General features: G+C 71.4%; 13 protein-coding genes. 7 read left to right on the forward strand and 6 right to left on the reverse strand.

The genetic code is table 11. The features are described from left to right. Nucleotides 1–61 precede the first annotated feature (61 nt). Nucleotides 62–2,254, forward strand: coding sequence for a 3-hydroxyacyl-CoA dehydrogenase NAD-binding domain-containing protein (locus ACIBK3_RS31800; protein ID WP_399370869.1), 2,193 nt, complete (start codon nucleotides 62–64; stop codon nucleotides 2,252–2,254). 47 nt (nucleotides 2,255–2,301) lie between these two features. Here the strand turns inward: ACIBK3_RS31800 and ACIBK3_RS31805 are convergent, their stop codons facing one another. Next, complete coding sequence (locus tag ACIBK3_RS31805; RefSeq protein ID WP_399370870.1) at nucleotides 2,302–3,069, reverse strand: MerR family transcriptional regulator; 768 nt, start codon at nucleotides 3,067–3,069, stop codon at nucleotides 2,302–2,304. 280 nt (nucleotides 3,070–3,349) lie between these two features. Here ACIBK3_RS31805 and ACIBK3_RS31810 point away from each other — a divergent pair, with 280 nt between their 5' ends. Further along, nucleotides 3,350–4,816, forward strand: coding sequence for an amino acid permease (locus tag ACIBK3_RS31810; RefSeq protein ID WP_399370871.1), 1,467 nt, complete (start codon nucleotides 3,350–3,352; stop codon nucleotides 4,814–4,816). A gap of 40 nt (nucleotides 4,817–4,856) precedes the next feature. Here the strand turns inward: ACIBK3_RS31810 and ACIBK3_RS31815 are convergent, their stop codons facing one another. Then, the gene (locus tag ACIBK3_RS31815) at nucleotides 4,857–6,350 is read right to left on the reverse strand and encodes a M1 family metallopeptidase (RefSeq protein ID WP_399370872.1); all 1,494 of its coding nucleotides are present in this window, start codon (nucleotides 6,348–6,350) and stop codon (nucleotides 4,857–4,859) included. Nucleotides 6,351–6,546: 196 nt separating this feature from the next. On the opposite strand from ACIBK3_RS31815, the gene ACIBK3_RS31820 reads away from it, so the two are divergent. Beyond that, nucleotides 6,547–8,502, forward strand: coding sequence for a Xaa-Pro dipeptidyl-peptidase (locus ACIBK3_RS31820; RefSeq protein WP_399370873.1), 1,956 nt, complete (start codon nucleotides 6,547–6,549; stop codon nucleotides 8,500–8,502). Next, complete coding sequence (locus ACIBK3_RS31825) at nucleotides 8,499–9,743, forward strand: M14 family metallocarboxypeptidase (RefSeq protein WP_399370874.1); 1,245 nt, start codon at nucleotides 8,499–8,501, stop codon at nucleotides 9,741–9,743. The genes ACIBK3_RS31820 and ACIBK3_RS31825 overlap by 4 nt, the downstream gene beginning before the upstream one ends. Nucleotides 9,744–9,940: 197 nt before the next feature. Here the strand turns inward: ACIBK3_RS31825 and ACIBK3_RS31830 are convergent, their stop codons facing one another. Further along, nucleotides 9,941–10,906 carry an FAD-dependent oxidoreductase gene (locus ACIBK3_RS31830; protein ID WP_399370875.1) on the reverse strand — a complete coding sequence of 322 codons (966 nt, stop codon included), beginning with the start codon at nucleotides 10,904–10,906 and terminating at the stop codon, nucleotides 9,941–9,943. Between the two features lie 66 nt (nucleotides 10,907–10,972). On the opposite strand from ACIBK3_RS31830, the gene ACIBK3_RS31835 reads away from it, so the two are divergent. Both ACIBK3_RS31835 and ACIBK3_RS31840 read left to right on the forward strand, forming a co-directional pair. Next, complete coding sequence (locus ACIBK3_RS31835; RefSeq protein WP_399370876.1) at nucleotides 10,973–12,034, forward strand: oxidoreductase; 1,062 nt, start codon at nucleotides 10,973–10,975, stop codon at nucleotides 12,032–12,034. Between the two features lie 13 nt (nucleotides 12,035–12,047). Next, the gene (locus ACIBK3_RS31840; protein WP_399370877.1) at nucleotides 12,048–13,688 is read left to right on the forward strand and encodes an ABC-F family ATP-binding cassette domain-containing protein; all 1,641 of its coding nucleotides are present in this window, start codon (nucleotides 12,048–12,050) and stop codon (nucleotides 13,686–13,688) included. 275 nt (nucleotides 13,689–13,963) lie between these two features. On the opposite strand, the gene ACIBK3_RS31845 is transcribed toward ACIBK3_RS31840, so the two are convergent. The 3 genes from ACIBK3_RS31845 to ACIBK3_RS31855 form a co-directional block, all read right to left on the reverse strand. Further along, on the reverse strand, nucleotides 13,964–16,354 hold the full coding sequence (locus tag ACIBK3_RS31845) for a Tex family protein (protein ID WP_399370878.1): 2,391 nt from the start codon (nucleotides 16,352–16,354) through the stop codon (nucleotides 13,964–13,966). A gap of 148 nt (nucleotides 16,355–16,502) precedes the next feature. Beyond that, complete coding sequence (locus tag ACIBK3_RS31850; protein ID WP_399370879.1) at nucleotides 16,503–16,634, reverse strand: LPFR motif small protein; 132 nt, start codon at nucleotides 16,632–16,634, stop codon at nucleotides 16,503–16,505. Between the two features lie 348 nt (nucleotides 16,635–16,982). Continuing rightward, nucleotides 16,983–17,852, reverse strand: a complete 870-nt coding sequence (locus tag ACIBK3_RS31855; RefSeq protein ID WP_399370880.1) for a hypothetical protein — start codon at nucleotides 17,850–17,852, stop codon at nucleotides 16,983–16,985. 125 nt (nucleotides 17,853–17,977) lie between these two features. On the opposite strand from ACIBK3_RS31855, the gene ACIBK3_RS31860 reads away from it, so the two are divergent. Next, entirely contained in the window at nucleotides 17,978–18,937 is a 960-nt protein-coding gene (locus tag ACIBK3_RS31860; RefSeq protein ID WP_399370881.1) for a GlxA family transcriptional regulator, read from the forward strand. The last annotated feature ends 20 nt before the right edge of the window (nucleotides 18,938–18,957 follow it).

Here is an 18,957-nt window from a genome sequence, read left to right on the forward strand (position 1 = left end):
GACTCCCGAGCCGGCTCCTGATCCACATCCGGACCCAAGAGACCTCTACGGAGACCCTGTCATGACACAGAGCACCACCATCCGCTGGGAACAGGACCGCACCGGCGTCGTCACCCTCGTCCTGGACGACCCGGACCAGTCCGCGAACACCATGAACCAGGCGTTCCGCGACTCCCTCGCGGTGATCACCGACCGCCTGGAGGCCGAGAAGGACACCATCCGCGGCGTCATCATCACCTCCGCCAAGAAGACCTTCTTCGCCGGCGGCGACCTGCGCGAACTCATCCGCGTCACGCCCGAGACCGCTCAGGAACTGTTCGACGGCGGCATGGCGATCAAGCGGAACCTGCGCCGCATCGAGACCCTCGGCAAGCCGGTCGTCGCCGCGATGAACGGCGCGGCCCTGGGCGGCGGTTACGAGATCGCCCTCGCCTGCCACCACCGCATCGCCCTCGACGCCCCCGGCTCCAAGATCGGCTGCCCCGAGGTCACCCTCGGCCTGCTCCCCGGCGGCGGCGGAGTCGTGAGGACCGTACGCCTGCTCGGCATCGCCGACGCGCTGCTGAAGGTGCTCCTCCAGGGCACCCAGTACAGCCCGCGGCGCGCTCTGGAGAACGGCCTGGTCCACGACGTGGCCGCCACCCAGGACGAGCTGCTCGCCAAGGCCCGCGCCTTCATCGAGGCCAACCCCGAGTCGCAGCAGCCCTGGGACAAGCCGGGCTACCGGATCCCCGGCGGTACGCCCGCCCACCCCAAGTTCGCGGCGAACCTGCCCGCCTTCCCGGCCACGCTGCGCAAGCAGACCAACGGCGCTCCCTACCCGGCCCCGCGCAGTATTCTCGCGGCCGCGGTCGAGGGTTCCCAGGTCGACTTCGAGACGGCACAGGTCATCGAGAGCCGCTACTTCGTGGAGCTGGCCGCCGGACAGACCTCGAAGAACATGATCCAGGCGTTCTTCTTCGACCTCCAGGCGGTCAACTCCGGCGCCAACCGGCCGAGGGGCACCGAGCCGCGCCCGGTCCGCAAGGTCGCCGTACTCGGCGCCGGGATGATGGGCGCCGGGATCGCCTACTCGTGCGCCCGCGCCGGCATCGACGTCGTCCTCAAGGACGTCTCCCTGGAGGCGGCCGTCAAGGGCAAGGGCTACTCCGAGAAGCTGTGCGCCAAGGCCGTCTCCCGGGGCCGCACCACCCAGGAGAAGGCGGACACCCTGCTGGCCCGCATCACGCCCACGGCCGACCCCCAGGACCTGGCCGGCTGTGACGCCGTCGTCGAGGCGGTCTTCGAGGACACCTCGCTCAAGCACAAGGTGTTCCAGGAGATCGAGCACATCGTCGAGCCGGACGCGCTGCTGTGCTCCAACACCTCCACGCTCCCCATCACCGCGCTCGCCGAAGGTGTCGAGCGTCAGGCCGACTTCATCGGACTGCACTTCTTCTCGCCGGTCGACAAGATGCCGCTCGTCGAGATCATCAAGGGCGAGCGCACCGGCGAGGAGGCGCTGGCGCGCGCCTTCGACCTGGTCCGGCAGATCAAGAAGACCCCGATCGTCGTCAACGACTCCCGCGGCTTCTTCACCTCGCGGGTCATCGGCCACTTCATCAACGAGGGCGTGGCGATGGTCGGCGAGGGCATCGAGCCCGCGTCCGTCGAGCAGGCGGCGGCCCAGGCGGGCTACCCGGCCAAGGTGCTGGCCCTGATGGACGAGCTCACGCTCACGCTCCCGCGCAAGATCCGCACCGAGACGAGGCGGGCCGTCGAGGAGGCGGGCGGCACCTGGACGACCCACCCGGCCGACGCCGTCATCGACCGCATGGTCGACGAGTTCGGCCGCACCGGCCGCAGCGGCGGCGCGGGCTTCTACGAGTACGGCGAGGACGGCAAGCGGGCGGGCCTCTGGCCGGGCCTGCGCGAGCACTTCACGCGTGAAGATGCAGAGATCCCCTTCAGGGACATGCAGGACCGCATGCTCTTCTCCGAGGCCCTGGACACCGTCAGGCTCCTGGAGGAAGGCGTCCTGACCTCCGTGGCGGACGCCAACATCGGTTCCGTCTTCGGCATCGGCTTCCCCGGCTGGACCGGCGGCGTCCTCCAGTTCATCAACGGCTACGAGGGCGGCGCCGGGGGAGGGACCGGCCTCTCCGGCTTCGTGGCCCGCGCGCGGGAACTGGCCGAGCGGTACGGGGAGCGGTTCACGCCGCCGGCGCTGCTGGTGGAGAAGGCGGAGAAGGGGGAGCGGTTCCGGGACGCGTGAGGTGGGGCGGCGGGGCAGGGAACTCGCCTCCGCCGCCCTGACCCGTCCTACGCCGGGCGGGCAGGATGTGCGTGAGAAGCGCCGGAGGCCACCCGTGGCCGACGGATCAGCCCATCTGTGACCGACTCCGTCGCCCACTCCCGCAGTTCCTCCTTCAGCGACCGCTGGAACGTGGTCAGCAACGCCTGCACCACCAGCGGTTGCATATGCGCCGACAGCGACTTCACGTCCTGCGCATCCCGCTTCGACACCTCCGCGCGGAACAGATCCGCCAGCTCGTGGGCCGCCGCCCGGGAGTGCTCGATGAGGGCATTCCGGGACGCGAGGATCGCCTCCTGCGACAGCGGTACGTCGAGCAGCTCGACGCCGAGCCGGAGCAGCCCGAGGTCGACGCGGTACGCGCCCGCGTCGGCCCGGACCACGTCCATCGCGGCGAGCCGTTCCACGTCACTGTCGCCCAGCCGCCGACCCGCCCGCCGCTCCAGTTCCGCCCGCGTCACCGTCTCCACCGCGTCCGGCGCCCACGAGGCCACCACGGCACGGTGGATGGCGAGGTCGTGCGCGCTCAGGTCGGCCGGCAGCTGCCGCACATAACGCTCGATGGCCGCGAGCGTCAGGCCCTGTCGCTGCAACTCCTCGATGAGCGCGAGCCGGGCGAGGTGCTCCCGGCCGTAGTGGCCGACTCGGCGGGGCCCGATCACCGGTGGGGGCAGCAGCCCTTTCGTGCCGTAGAAACGGACGGTGCGGACCGTGACTCCCGCCCGTGAGGCCAGCTCGTCGATCGTGAGGGCCGGCTCCTCGGCGTCGGTCGTCATGTGCAGCAGTATCGCTGTCTCACCAGTGATGTGAAACCGCTTCCGTACCACTGTTCCGTACCCGCCTTCCGTTCCCCTCTTCCGCACCTCCGGGTGACCGTGTGAGGGCCTCGCGGCGACCGTGTGCACCTTCCGCGGTGTGACGTGTGCCATCGCGTGCGACGCGAGGTGCGGGGAAGGCGCGCCCTTGGCCCGTGCCCCGACCGAGGGGGCACGGGCCAAGGCATGTCCCAAGACCCGAGCGAGATCCGCCGGGGCGCACCAGAGAGTGGATTCACCCGTGAGCAAGGACGCCGTGGAATCGGCACAGGCCGCCTCCCGCACCGACGCGGCCCAGGTGCCCGCGGACGCGGGCGACGCCGGGTACAGCAAGGACCTCAAGGCCCGCCACGTCAACATGATCGCCATCGGCGGCGCGATCGGCACCGGGCTCTTCCTGGGCGCCGGAGGCCGCCTGCACGACGCGGGACCGGCACTCGCACTGGCCTACCTCGTCTGCGGTGTCTTCGCCTTCTTCGTGGTCCGGGCCCTCGGCGAGCTCGTCCTCTACCGCCCCTCCTCCGGCTCGTTCGTGTCGTACGCGCGTGAGTTCCTCGGTGAGAAGGGCGCGTACGTCGCCGGCTGGATGTACTTCCTGAACTGGTCGACGACCGGGATCGCCGACATCACCGCGATCGCGCTCTACACGCACTACTGGAGCCTGTTCACCGACATCCCGCAGTGGGTGCTGGCCCTGATCGCCCTCGCGGTGGTCCTGGCGGTGAACCTGATCTCGGTGAAGATCTTCGGCGAGATGGAGTTCTGGTTCGCGATCATCAAGGTCGCCACGCTCGTCGGCTTCATGCTGATCGGCATCTTCCTGCTGGCCACTCGGCATGAGGTGGGCGGCGGGACTCCGGGCGTCGGCGTGATCACCGACAACGGGGGTGTCGTCCCGCACGGGGTGATGCCGGTCATCCTGGTCATGCAGGGCGTGATCTTCGCGTACGCCGCCCTGGAGCTGGTCGGCGTGGCCGCCGGCGAGACCGCCGAGCCGGAGAAGGTCGTCCCGCGCGCGGTGAACTCGATCATGTGGCGCGTGGGCCTGTTCTACGTCGGCTCGGTGGTCCTCCTCGCCCTCCTCCTGCCCGGCTCGGTCTACTCGGCCGACGAGAGCCCCTTCGTCACGGTCCTGTCGAAGATCGGTGTCCCGGCGGCGGGCGACGTGATGAACCTCGTCGTCCTCACCGCCGCGATGTCGTCCCTGAACTCCGGCCTGTACTCCACGGGCCGCATCCTGCGCTCCATGGCCATGGCCGGCTCGGCGCCCAGGTTCACCGCTCGCATGAACCGCAGCCAGGTCCCGTACGGCGGCATCCTGCTGACCTGCGCGGTGTGTGTGCTCGGCGTCGGCCTGAACTACCTCATGCCGAGCCAGGCCTTCGAGATCGTGCTGAACATCGCCTCGCTCGGCGTCATCAGCACCTGGGTGATCATCATGGTCTGCCACCTCGTCTTCGTCCGCCGCGCTCAGGCGGGCGTGGTGACCCGCCCCTCCTTCCGCCTCTGGTTCAGCCCGGTCACCGAAATCACCACGATCGCCTTCCTCCTGGCCTGCCTGGGCATGATGTGGAACGACCCGGAGGTCGGCCGCAAGACCCTCCTCCTGATCCCCGCGATCGCCGTCCTCCTGATCGCCGGCTGGTTCGGCGTGCGCCGCCGGGTGTCGGAGTCGACGGACAGGGAACTGTCGGGCCTCACGAAGTAGCGGGTCACACTGGTCGATACACACCGCGCTCCGGCGGACGTCAGTGCTCGTGCACGTCGTTCGTCGCCGCGATCTTCTTCCACGACCTCGGCTGTACGGGAGCCGTCGCCGCCCGAGCGAGGGAGGCCTCGTGTGCCGCCGGCGCCCCCGGCTTCGACGGCTGGAACAGCCACGTGTCGAACAGTGCGGCCAGCGGCTTCCCGGAGACCTGTTCGGCGTACCTCTGGAAGTCGGCCACCGACGCGTTGCCGTAGGCGTACTGCTGCGGCCAGCCCTTGAGGACGGCGAAGAACGCCTGGTCGCCGATCTCGTTGCGCAGCGCCTGCAGGGCGAGCGCGCCCCGGTCGTAGACGGCGGCATGGAACTGGTTCTCCGGTCCCGGATCGCCGGGCTTCACCGTCCAGAACGCGTCGTCGGCCGGGTGCGAGGCGTACACGTAGTCGGCGAGTTCCTGCGCGGTGCCCTCGTCCTCGTGCTCCGACCACAGCCACTGCGCGTACCGTGCGAAGCCCTCGTTGATCCAGATGTCCTTCCAGCCGGCCACGGAGACCAGGTCGCCGTACCACTGGTGGGCCAGCTCGTGCACCACGACTGAGGTGTTCGACCCGTTCGCGAACTGCCGCGGGCTGTAGAACGGCCGGGTCTGCGTCTCCAGCGCGTACCCGGTGGTCACGTTCGGCACGTATCCGCCGAGGGCGTTGTAGGGGTACGGCCCGAAGTACCCGGTCAGCCAGTCCGCGATCTCCCCGGTCCGCTCGACGCTCGCCCGGGCCGCGCCGTCGTTGTCGCCGAGGTCCTTGCTGTAGGCGTTGACGACCGGGATGCCGCTCTCTGTGGTGCCGGTCGTGATGTCGAACCTGCCGACGGCCAGCGTCGCGAGATAGGTGGCCTGGGGCTTGTTCGACCGCCAGTTGAACCGGGTCCATCCCGCGCGCGAACTCGTCGACTGGAGGGTGCCGTTGGAGATGGCCTGGCTGCCGTCCGGCACCTGCACCGACACGTCGTAGGTGGCCTTGTCGAGGGGGTGGTCGTTGCTGGGGAACCACCACCAGGCCGCCTCGGGCTCGTTGGCGCCGACACCGCCGTCCGGTGTCCGGTGCCAGCTGGTGAAACCGTACGCCTGCTTCGAGGACGGCACCCCGCGGTAGCGCACCACGACGGTGAGGGAAGTGCCTTTGTCCAGCGGCGATTTGGGGGTGATCTCCAGCTCGTGCTCGCCGGAGGCCGTGAACGACGCCGGCACGCCGTTCACCCGTACCTCGCTGACGTCGAGCAGGAAGTCCAGGTCGAACCGCGACAGATCCTGCGTGGTGCGGGCCAGCAGGGTCGCCGTCCCCTCCAACTCGTCCGTGCCAGGCTGGTACTTGAGCCGCAGGTCGTAGTGGGAGACGTCGTAGCCGCCGTTGCCGTAGTCCGGGTAGTAGGGGTCGCCGATGCCCGGGGCGCCGGGGGAGTGACTCGCGGCCGATGCCGGGATCGCCAGCAAAAGGGTGGACGCGGCGAGTACGCCCGGCGCGAAGATTCTGCGGTGCACGAAAGCTCCAAGTCGTGGGGAACCGAAGTCTGTTCGCAGCCTATTCAGTCCCTGTGAGCCCTGGCGTGTCCACGGCCACCGCTGTCACAGGCATGTCATTCGGCCGTCACGAACACCGTCCCGGAGCTCTCAACCACCTCGCAGGCCCGCCATTGCCCTCTTCTGTACGGGAGTTGACCGATGTACCGTCCGGCGCATGCCGACACGCATGCGCTTCACGACCTGGAGATCGCTCGCCGCGGTGGCTGTCGCAGCCCTGACGGCCGCCCTCCTCACCCCGGCCGTGGCCGACGCCGCCCCGCGAGAGAGCCGGCCGGTCTACTCGTACGAGAACGCCGTCCGTGAGGCCGTCTGGGTGGACACCGGGCTCGACGGCGACTCGGACGGAAAGACCGACCGCGTCGCCGCGGACATCGTCCGGCCACGCGAACCCGCCCAGCAGGGCCGCAAAGTTCCCGTGATCATGGACGCCAGCCCGTACTACTCCTGCTGCGGGCGCGGCAACGAGAGCCAGCTCAAGACGTACGACGCGGACGGCCATGTCGTCCAGATGCCGCTGTTCTACGACAACTACTTCGTGCCCCGCGGCTATGCCTTCGTCGGCGTCGACCTGGCCGGAACCAACCGCTCCGACGGCTGTGTGGACGTCGGCGGGCGCTCCGACATCCAGTCCGCGAAGGCCGTCGTCGACTGGCTGAACGGCCGCGGCAAGGCCTACACCACCCGCACCGGCAGCACCCGCGCCAAAGCCACCTGGACCAACGGCAGAACCGGCATGATCGGCAAGAGCTGGGACGGCACCATCGCCAACGGCGTCGCCGCCACCGGCGTCGAGGGCCTGAAGACCATCGTCCCGATCAGCGCCATCTCCACCTGGTACGACTACTACTTCTCCCAGGGCGCCCCGCTCTACGACTCCGGCCCGGAGTGGCTGTCCGACTACGTCGACAGTCCCGACGCCCGCGCGAAGTGCGCCGCCGTTCAGCAGAGGCTCGTGGACGGGGCCCCGCGCACCGGCGACCGGACCCCACTGTGGAGCGAGCGTGACTACGTCAAGGCCGCCTCGAAGGTGAAGGCGAGCGTCTTCCTGGTCCACGGCATGCAGGACCTCAACGTCCGTATGCAGCACGTCGGTCCGTGGTGGGACGCCCTCGCGAAGAACGGCGTCGAGCGCAAGATCTGGCTCTCCCAGACCGGCCACGTCGACCCCTTCGACTTCCGCCGCGCGCACTGGGTCGACACTCTGCACCGCTGGTTCGACCACGAACTCCTCGGCTACGACAACGGCATCGACCGCGAACCCATGGCCGACATCGAGCGCCACCCCGACCAGTGGGCCACGTCGAAGGTGTGGCCGCCGAGCGGCACCGCCCCCACCACCCTGCGCCCCGCCGAGGGCGCCCAGGAAGGCGTCGGCACGCTCGGCCTGCGCCGGGGCACCGGCACCGAGACCTTCACCGACGACGCGCAGCTGAGCGAGACCGACTGGGCCGCCCGGACCGACACGCCCACTCCCGGCAAGACGGGCTTCACCACCGGACCGCTCACGAAGGACCTGCGCCTGTCCGGCTCCTCGAAGGTCACCGTCACCGCCACGCCGACCACCTCGACGGCCCACCTGTCCGCCGTCCTCGTGGACCTCGGCCCCGACACCATCCGCGACTACGCCGCCGCCGGCGAGGGCATCACCACGCTCACCGAACGGACCTGCTGGGGCGCGAGCACGACCGGTGACAGCGCCTGCTTCAAGGAGACCCGGGCGAAGACAGCCGCCGTCGACTACACAGTGATCAGCCGCGGCTGGGCCGACCTGGGCAACTACGCCTCGGACGTGAAGGGAGTTCCCCTCACGCCGGGCAAGGCGTACACCATCACCCTCGACCTGGGCGCCACGGACCACGTCGTCCCGGCCGGGCACCGCCTCGCGCTGATCGTCGCGGGCACGGACAAGGACCTCATCGACCCGCCGTCGACCAGGCCCACGCTGACCGTCGACCTGTCCCGCACCTCGGCCCGCGTCCCGTTCGTCGGCGGTACGGTCGCCTTCGCCCGAGCCACGACGGGCTCCGCGCCCGCAGTCCCCGAGGCCGCGTTCCTCGACGGCGTGACCCAACCGCGCGGCACCCTCCGCGTCCCGGGGAGCGGCCGATGATCCGCGCCCTGACCCTCACCACCGCGGCCCTGGCGGCTTCCCTGGTCGCCACACCGGCCTCCGCCACGGAAACCCCGCCCCGCACCGGCTTCGAACAGACGGACGGCGCCCGCTGGACGACCCAAACCGAGGAGCAGACCTTCCTCACGGCAGTCGACCGCGCGAGCGCCCGGGTCTCCGTCACCACCATCGGTACGACGAAGCAGGGCCGCCCTCTCCGACTGGCCCGGATCGGCGCCGCGCACGCACCGGACAAGGTGCTGCTCGTGTGCAGCCAGCACGGCGACGAACCCTCCGGCCGCGAGGCCTGCCTGACCACGATCCGCGACCTGGCCTACGCGAAGGACCGCGAGACCCGCCGCTTCCTGGACCGCACCACCCTGCTCGTCGTGCCGACCGCCAACCCCGACGGCCGCGCCGCCGACACCCGGGGCAACAGCGACGGCGTGGACGTCAACCGCGACCACCTCGCTCTGCGGACCGCCGAGGCCCGCGCGACGGCCGCCGTGGTCCGCGACCAACGCCCGGACATCATCTACGACTTGCACGAGTACGGCGCCACACCCCGGTACTACGACAAGGACCTCTTCGACCTGTGGCCGCGCAACCTCAACACCGACGCGGCCGTCCACGACGAGGCGCGGACCCTGTCCGAGGCGTACGTCCGCCCCGCCGCCCGCGGCGCCGGGTACTCGACCGGCACGTACGGCATCTGGACGGACCCCGAGACCGGCGAACCGATCCGGCAGGTCGCCGGGGACGGGCAGGAACGCATCCTGAGGAACATGTCCGGCGTCAAGCACGCCCTCGGCCTGCTCATCGAGAGCCGCGTCGAGCCGCTGGCGGACGTCGGGGAGGCGGTCAACAACCGGCGCCGGGTGAGCTCGCAACTGGCCGCCCTGAAGGGCCTGTTCAGGTTCACCGGTGAGCGGCGTGCCCAGGTCGAGGCGGCGACGGCCGGTGCCCGGCTCGCGGGATACGCGGACACCGGGCCCGTCTACCTCGGCGGCGCCGACAACGACCCGCCGGAACCGGCCGAGGTGATCCAGGACCCGCCCTGCGGCTACCGGCTCACCGCCGGCCAGTACACGGACGTCAAGGACGAACTCGCCCTGCACGGAGTGAAGTCGAAGGGCACCTACGTCCCGCTCCGCCAGCCCCTGCGCGCGCTCGTCCCGCTGCTCCTGGACGAACGCGCCCCGTATCACCTCACGGCCGGCGAGCCCGTCACCGACTGCTGAGCGCACCGCACTAGCCAGGAGGCGGCGGCCGTAACGCCCACCGACTGTTGACTGTCCGCCAGGGGGAGGCTGGCGGCCGTACACTCCACCGACTGTTGACTGCCCGTCAGGGAGAGACTGGACGTAACGCCCAACCGCCTGCTGAGTGTTCGCCAGGAGAAGGCAGGCTACGCCGCCCAGCCGCTGCTGACTGCCCGTCAGGAGGAGGCGGCCCCGTGCCGTGCCAGGCCGGCCGCCTCCTCCGCGCACCCCCACGCCACCGTGACACCCGCACCGCCGTGACCGTAGTTGTGCACCAACGCCCGTCCGTCCGGCAGCAGTTCACGCTCCAGCCGGACCGCGTCCCGGGCCGGCCTCAGCCCCACCCGGTGCTCCAGCACCCGCGCCCCCGCGATCTCGGGCCGCAGCGCCGCACACCGCCGTACGATGTCCTCCGCCACCGCCGGATCCGGCTCCGGCCCCCAGGCGTCCTCGTCCGCCGTCCCGCCCAGCACCAGCCGGCCCGGCTGCGGAAAGAAGTACGTCTTCGCCCCGGAGACGTCCGTGGCGACCAGCCAGGTCCTGATGCCGGGGTTCTCCACGACCACCAGCTGCCCGCGCACCGGACGCACCGACGGGTCCGGCACCAGCTCGCGGGCGCCGAGCCCGGTGCAGTTGACCACGACCGGTGCGTCGGCCTCGGCGAGGTCGGACACCGCACGGGTCTCGATCACCCCGCCCGCCGCCAGGAACCGCTCCCGCAGCCATGGCAGATGAGTCGACATGTCGATGAGCGGCAGCCTTGCCCACACGCCCGACCGGGCGTACTCCACGGCTGTCGCCGCCCGCAGCCCCGGCACCCGAGCACCCGCCCACGCCCGTGCGCCGTCCAGATCCGCCTCACCCAGTACCCCTTCGACCAGGCGTACGCCGGTCACCTCGGGCGAGGCCGCCGCCTCCGCGTAGACGTCCAGCGAGCGCAGCGCCCACCTCCGCGCCGACGTGACCGGTTCGATCGCATAGGGCCACCACAGCGCCCCGGCAACCGCCGAGGTGGTCCCCTCGACCGGATCACGCGTCCACACCCGCACCCGTCGGCCGCGCTCGGCCAGCACCACGGCCGTCGTCAGCCCGATGACGCCGCCGCCGACCACGACGATCTCGTCCCTCAGTTCGCTTTCCACGCGGGGACGCTAACGGAATATGTCATGCCGTGCTCACATCGGTCCCGCTGTGGGGATACTCACAGCATGTCTGTCGCATACGCGGCCTTCGGCCTGGCACCGGCGATGCGTGCCGGTGAAGTCCTCGCCGACGGTGGCTACCAGGTACACCGGGACTTCGTGGACTTCATCGTCGACGGCCGCCCCCTCCTTCACCAGCTCTCCGACCTCGACGCTGTCTCCCCGCTCGCCTCAGACGTCCCGCCCGCGATCTTCACCGCCCAGGTCCGCAGCCTCCTCCTGGAGACTCACGCACCGCTGCCCGGCGGCCGGTACATCGTCTACGGCTGCCCCGAATGCGAGGACCTGGCCTGCGGCGCCGTCACCGCGGTGATCCAGCGCGACGGCGAGGACTTCGTCTGGCGGGACTTCGCCTGGCAGACCGACGAACACGCCGACCTGGCGCTCAACGGCTACCACGGCATAGGGCCCTTCCGCTTCCGCGGCACCGAGTACCGCCACGCGCTGGCCTCCCTGCTGGACGGTGCCGCCCCCGCCGCGCCCCGGCGCCGGGTGCTGCTGATCGGTGCCCGCGTCGCCCTCCTGGCCAAGCTCGCCGCCGCCCTGCGCACCATCGGTATCGGCGCCGACATCACCCGTGACGCGCACGACGTCTCGGCCGAGGAACTGCGCGCCTACGGTGCCGTCGCCTTCGGCCGTGCGATCACCGAGGAGGAACGGGCCGCCGTACGCCGCACGTTCGAGGACGCCGGCGTCGAGGTGGCGTACGTCGACGGCCTCGCCCCGATCGTCCCGCTGCTCGTGGCCCAGATCGAGCACGCCCTCGACCCCAGCCCGGTGGCACAGCGCCGGCTGACGGGCCTGGTGGCCGCCGACGGCGAGGCGGGCGTCGAGGTCACCTCCCCGTGCCGGGTCCGCCTCACCGCGTACCGTCTCGACCGCCTCTACCGCACCCGCACCCACGAGCTCTTCGACGGCATCCTGGAACCGGGCCGCCACCGCGTCGCCCTGGACGCCGGGGCGGTCAAGGGGGAGTCCTTCCTGGTGGCGCGGACGTCGGGGAGTGTGCTGGTGGAAGCGATGGGGCACGGTAAAACCGGGACGCGGACCGCTCGGGCCGCCCATTAGGATCGGCACTCTGATGACTGCCACCCTCGTCGCCAAGAACCTCGCCGCCGGGCACGGCGACCGCTCCCTGTTCTCCGGGCTCGACCTCGTCGTCGCGCCCGGCGATGTGATCGGTCTGGTCGGAGCCAACGGCGCGGGCAAGTCCACGCTGCTCAGGATGCTCGCCGGCCTCACGGCGCCGGAGGAGGGGGAGCTCAGGCTGTCCCCGCCGACCGCGAGCGTCGGCCACCTCCCGCAGGAACCGGAACGCCGGCCGGGCGAGACGGTGCGGGACTTCCTGGCCCGCCGCACCGGCGTGGCCGAGGCCCAGCGGGCGATGGACGAGGCGACCCAGGCCCTCGTCGACGGGGCGCCGGGCGCGGACGACGCGTACGCCACGAGCCTGGAGCGGTGGCTCGACCTCGGCGGCGCCGACCTGGACGAGCGGGCCGAGGAGGTCACCGACTCGCTCGGCCTCGCCGTCGACCTGGACCAGCCGATGACCTCTCTGTCCGGCGGCCAGGCCGCCCGCGCCGGCCTCGCCTCCCTCCTCCTGTCCCGCTACGACGTCTTCCTCCTCGATGAGCCCACCAACGACCTCGACCTCGACGGCCTGGAACGCCTGGAACGCTTTGTGAGCGGCCTGCGCGCCGGCACGGTCGTGGTCAGCCACGACCGCGAGTTCCTCACCCGCACGGTCACCAAGGTCCTCGAACTCGACCTCGCCCAGCAGCAGATCACCCTGTACGGAGGCGGGTACGAGGCCTATCTGGAGGAGCGCGAGGTAGCCCGTCGGCACGCCCGCGGCGACTACGAGGAGTACGCCGACAAGAAGGCCGCCCTCCAGGAGCGGGCACAGACGCAGCGCTCCTGGATGGACAAGGGCGTGAAGAACGCGCGCCGCAAGGCGAGCAACGACAACGACAAGATCGGCCGCAAGTTCCGCAGTGAGGCCAGTGAGAAGCAGGCCGCGAAGGCCCGGCAGACCCAGCGCATGATCGAACGCCTCGACGTCGTCGAGGAGCCCCGCAAGGAGTGGGAACTGCGGATGGAGATCGCGTCGGCCCCGCGGTCCGGCGCGGTCGTCGCGACCCTGCGGGACGCCGAGGTCCGGCGCGGCGATTTCGTGCTCGGCCCGGTCTCCCTGCAGATCGACTGGGCGGACCGGATCGCGGTGACCGGCGCCAACGGCGCGGGCAAGTCCACACTCCTGGGCGCCCTGCTGGGCCGCGTCCCGCTGGACGCCGGCGCGGCCGCCCTCGGCTCCGGCGTCCTGGTCGGCGAGGTCGACCAGGCCCGCAAACTGTTCCACGGCACGGAGGCCCTGCTGGACGCGTTCGGCGCGGCGGTCCCCGACACCGAGCCCGCCGAAGTGCGCACCCTCCTGGCGAAGTTCGGCCTCAAGGCGGACCACGTGCTGCGCCCGGCCTCGACCCTCTCCCCGGGCGAACGCACCCGGGCCGCCCTCGCCCTCCTCCAGGGCCGGGGCGTCAACCTCCTGGTGCTCGACGAGCCCACCAACCACCTCGACCTGCCGGCCATCGAACAACTTGAGTCGGCCCTCGACGCCTACGAGGGCACCCTGCTCCTGGTCACCCACGACCGGCGCATGCTGGACGCCGTCCACGTGACCCGCCGCTTGGAGGTGGCCGACGGCAAGGTGACCGAACGCTGACGCCGACCCCGAACGCCAGGAAGGCAGGATGTACGAGATCCGGTACCCGTCGGGCACGGTGCCGACCACTCCGCCCAGGCCCGCGGCACCCGCTCGTCGAGGTCGACCCAGGCGGTCTCCCTGCCCCCGCTTCCGGACACGTCCCAGGTGATCGCACGTGGTGTCCGCATGACCACCTGACGGACGAACCGGCCCGGACCCTCCATGTCGTACGGAGAATCCGGACCGGACGCCTCAGCCACTGCCGCTCAGCGGCGACCCCTCAAGGCGACCGCTCAGCGCCTGCCCTTCTTCGGGTCGACCAGCCCCGCCTTGCGCAGCGCGTCGGCCATCGCGCTGTTGGCGGGTGGCGGCGGAGCCTGACGGGAGCCGCCGCCGGCGCCGCCACCCCCGCGATTCTGCCGCTGCTGCGGCGGACGGCCGCTGCGCTGCCGCCGCTCGCCGCCGCCCGGGCCCTGCTGCCGCTCCTGCGCCGTGGCCTCGTCGTCGAGCCGCAGCGTCAGCGAGATCCGCTTGCGCGGGATGTCGACGTCGAGGACCTTCACCTTGACGATGTCACCCGGCTTCACCACGTCCCGCGGGTCCTTGACGAACGTCTTCGACAACGCGGAGACGTGCGCCAGACCGTCCTGGTGCACGCCGACGTCGATGAACGCCCCGAAGGCCGCCACGTTCGTGACCACCCCCTCCAGGATCATCCCGGAGGACAGGTCGGAGATCTTCTCGACGCCGTCCTTGAAGGTGGCCGTCTTGAACGCGGGCCGCGGGTCGCGCCCGGGCTTCTCCAGTTCCTTGAGGATGTCCGTCACGGTCGGCAGACCGAACGTGTCGTCCACGAACTCCTGCGGCCGCAGCGAACGCAGCACCGCCGTGTTGCCGACGAGCGAGGCGACCTCCTGCCCGGACGTCTTCACCATCCGCCGCACCACCGGGTAGGCCTCGGGGTGCACGCTGGACGCGTCCAGCGGGTCGTCGCCGCCACGGATACGGAGGAAGCCCGCGCACTGCTCGTACGCCTTCGGGCCCAGCCGCGCCACGCCCTTCAGCTGGGTGCGCGACTTGAAGGGGCCGTTGGCGTCGCGGTGCGCCACGATGTTCTCGGCGAGCCCGGAGGTGATGCCGGAGACCCGGGACAGCAGCGGGGCCGACGCCGTGTTGACGTCCACACCGACGCCGTTCACACAGTCCTCCACCACCGCGTCGAGCGAACGCGACAGCTTCACCTCGGACAGGTCGTGCTGGTACTGGCCGACCCCGATCGACTTTGGATCGATCTTCACCAGCTCGGCCAGCGGGTCCTGGAGCCGGCGCGCGATGGACACCGCGCCGCGCAGCGACACGTCCATGTCGGGCAGCTCCTGGGAGGCGAAGGCGGAGGCCGAGTACACGGACGCGCCCGCCTCCGACACCATCACCTTGGTGAGCTTCAACTCCGGGTGTCTGGTGATAAGTTCGCCGGCGAGCTTGTCGGTCTCGCGGGACGCGGTGCCGTTGCCGATCGCGATCAGCTCGACCGCGTGCTCCTTGGCCAGGCGGGCCAGCTTGGCGATCGCCTCGTCCCACTTGTTCGCCGGGACGTGCGGGTAGATCACGTCGGTGGCGACGACCTTGCCGGTCGCGTCGACCACGGCGACCTTGACGCCCGTACGGAACCCGGGGTCCAGGCCCAGCGTCGCGCGGGTGCCGGCCGGGGCGGCGAGCAGCAGGTCGCGAAGGTTGGCCGCGAACACGTTCACGGCCTCGTCCTCGGCGGCCGTGCGCAGCCGCAGCCGGAGGTCGATGCCGAGGTGCACCAGGATGCGGGTGCGCCAGGCCCACCGGACGGTGTCCTGAAGCCACTTGTCGCCGGGCCGGCCCCGGTCGGTGATGCCGAAGCGGTGGGCGACGATCCCCTCGTAGGACGAAGGGCCGTCCGTCGGCTCCTCCGGCTCCAGGACGAGGTCGAGGATCTCCTCCTTCTCGCCGCGCAGCATCGCCAGGATCCGGTGCGAGGGCAGCTCCGTGAACGGCTCGGCGAAGTCGAAGTAGTCGGCGAACTTGGCGCCCGCCTCCTCCTTGCCCTCCCGCACCTTGGCGGCCAGCCGCCCGCGCACCCACATCCGCTCACGCAGCTCGCCGATCAGGTCCGCGTCCTCCGCGAACCGCTCCGTGAGGATCGCCCGGGCGCCGTCGAGGGCGGCCTGCGGATCGGCGACCCCCTTCTCGGCGTCCACGAAGGCGGCCGCCGCGGCCAGCGGCTCCACGCCGGGGTCACCGAGCAGCCCCTCGGCCAGCGGCTCCAGACCCGCCTCGCGCGCGATCTGCGCCTTGGTGCGCCGCTTCGGCTTGAACGGGAGGTAGATGTCCTCCAGACGCGCCTTGGTCTCGGCCCCCCGGATCCGCGCCTGAAGCTCCTCGGTCAGCTTGCCCTGCTCGCGCACCGACTCCAGGATCGCCGTCCGCCGCTCCTCCAGCTCCCGCAGGTAGCGCAACCGCTCCTCGAGCGTGCGCAGCTGCGCGTCGTCGAGCATCTCGGTCGCTTCCTTGCGGTAGCGGGCGATGAAGGGCACCGTGGAACCGCCGTCGAGCAGCTCCACGGCGGCCTTGACCTGCCGCTCCCGTACGCCGAGTTCCTCGGCGATCCTGCCTTCGATGGACCCTACTTCGATGGACCCGGGTGGTGTCACGATTCCCGTACCGCCTTCTCCACTGAGGTTGCGCGGCAATTGTGGCAGGTGGCACCGACACTCGTGGGTCAGGGCGGAATCCCGGCGGGGCGGGGACGGGCCGCCGCCCGCGGCGCGTCGGCCGCGGGGCGGGAGCGCGTCCGGCGGCTCAGGCCCGGCGGCTGTGGGTCGAGCCCGACGCACCGCCGAAGAGGCGGCCCAGCGCGCGGAAGGGCAGGGTCACGACGGTGGCGATGGCGCCACCGATCTGGCGCAGTACGTCTGCGATCGCACGGAACACGGATCTCCCCTTTCCTCTCCCGGCCGCGACGACCGGGAAGGAACGAGTACCTCGGCAGCAGCCCGGCATGCGTGATGACCTCGGAACATGGGGGGCGGTGCCGGCTCGGGAGGTCTACCGGCCCGCAGCTCGGCGCCGGCCGGGGATGCCTGCCGACCGGCGCTCGGGACCGGTCCGCCGCCGGATCTCCGAGCCCCGTTCAGAACCTTGTCACCGACGCCCGGCCGGAGGTGCGCGGGTGTGCCGCTCGGTCCGGGCCGGAAGTCCGCCGCCGCGCTCCTCAGCCCAGGCTGGGAAGGTCCGCCGCCGCGCTCCTCAGCCCAGCCCGGGAAGGTCCGCCCCCTGCTCTCACCGCTTGCCGAGCAGATCCGCCGGGAACGCCCCGGCGGTGAGCGCGGCGCGGGCGAAGGCGGTGCCGAGTTCCGTCAGGCGGGCCACGCCGTCCGCGCCCAGGTGCTCGTACGGGTCCCGGTCCAGCCGGTCCGTCTCACGTTCGATCTCCTCGCGCAGCGCGAGCCCGCGCTCGGTCAGCTCGCCGTCCTCCTCCAGCAGCCCGCGCTCCCGAAGCCGTCCGACCGCGGCGTCCCAGTCCGCCTGGCTCCAGCCCCGGGTGGCGAACACCCACTTCGGGGTCATGCCCTTGCCGGTCGCCGTGTGGGTCACCAAGGCCTCCAGACCGTCCAGCCCCGCGGACATCAGCACGGCGAGGTGTCCGTCGCCCCGGTGCTCCCGCAGCAGCGTGGCCCCGTGCCAGTACGCCAGGTGCGGCTCCTCGGGCACCGGCAGGTCGGCGTGCGCGGAGTACAGCGGCCGGGCGCTGCGCGAACAGGACTCCGCGGCGCGCAGGGCCAGGCCCGCGGCCTCCGCCATCTCCGGGGAGGACACCGCCTCCTCGCCCAGCAGCCGGCGCAGCGTCGTGTCGACCGCACGCGCGCGTGCCGCCAGAACCCGCTCGGGGGTGGCCGTCTCCCACACCGCGGGCACGTGCGCGGCGACGAGTTCGTGCTTGTAGTTGTAGAACGCCGCCGTCACCGCGCCGGCCCCGACCGGCCCCAGCGCCGCCGCCCGCACCGCGAAGTTGACGGCCCGGGGGTGCGTGACGCCGAGCGCGCCCATCTCCCGTCCCAGGTCGGGGGAGAAGTAGTGCGTCGCGTGCAGGGAGTTGAGTACGTTGTGGCAGCGGCGGCCCGCGCGCGGGTCCAGGGCAACGGTAGTCATGACGGGCAGGTTACCGACCGGTCGGTACCCGATCCAGACATGCGGAGACCCCGGCTTCCCGGATGGCAGGAAAGGTGGGTTGCTCGTCATTGCGGCCGCCCCGGCCCGCCCCAAGAATCGTACGCATGGCGCAGCGAACCGTTCTCCTCGTCCTCTTCGACGGCGTCCAGAGTCTCGACGTCACCGGCCCTCTGGAGGTCTTCGCCGGTGCCGAGAAGCACACCCCGGGCACGTACCGCATCCGCACGGCCTCTCTGGACCGCGCCGCCGTGCGCACCTCCAGCGGCCTGACCCTCGTACCCGACGAGCCCCTCACCGCCGCACCCGACCCGCACACCCTCCTCGTCCCCGGCGGCCAGGGCACCCGCACTCCCGATCCGCGCCTGACCGACTGGCTGCGCGAGCACGGCCCGCGCGCGCAGCGCCTGGTCTCCGTGTGCACCGGCGCCATCCTGCTGGCCCGGGCCGGCCTGCTGGACGGACTGCGGGCCACGACCCACTGGGCGTACTGCGACAAACTCAGCCGCGACCACCCGGCCGTCGAAGTGGACCCTGACCCCATCTATGTACGCGACGGACGCGTCTCCACCTCCGCCGGCGTGACCTCGGGCATCGATCTCGCGCTCGCCCTGGTCGAGGAGGATCTCGGCCGGCACGTGGCCCTCGCCATCGCCCGCCACCTGGTCGTCTTCCTGCGCCGGCCCGGCAACCAGGCGCAGTTCAGCGCCCAGCTCGCCGCCCAGACCGCGCACCGTGAACCACTGCGCGAGGTTCAGCGGTGGATCACCGAGCACCCCGCCGCCGACCTGAGCATCGAGTCCCTCGCCGAACGCGCCAGCCTCTCGCCCCGGCACTTCGCCCGCGCCTTCCGTGCCGAGACCGGGATGACACCGGGCCGCTACGTCGACCACGTCCGCCTCGAACACGCGCGCCGCCTCCTGGAGGACACGAGCGACGGTGTCGAGGAGGTCTCCCGCTCCAGCGGCTACGGGACCCCCGAGGCCATGCGGCGCGCCTTCGTCAGGGCCCTGGGCACGGCTCCGGCCGAGTACCGCCGCCGGTTCCACCCCGTGCCCGCTCGCTGAAAACCCCGTGGAAGGAAGCA

The sequence above is a fragment of the Streptomyces sp. NPDC050287 genome (assembly GCF_044459385.1).
Taxonomy (GTDB): Bacteria; Actinomycetota; Actinomycetes; order Streptomycetales; family Streptomycetaceae; genus Streptomyces.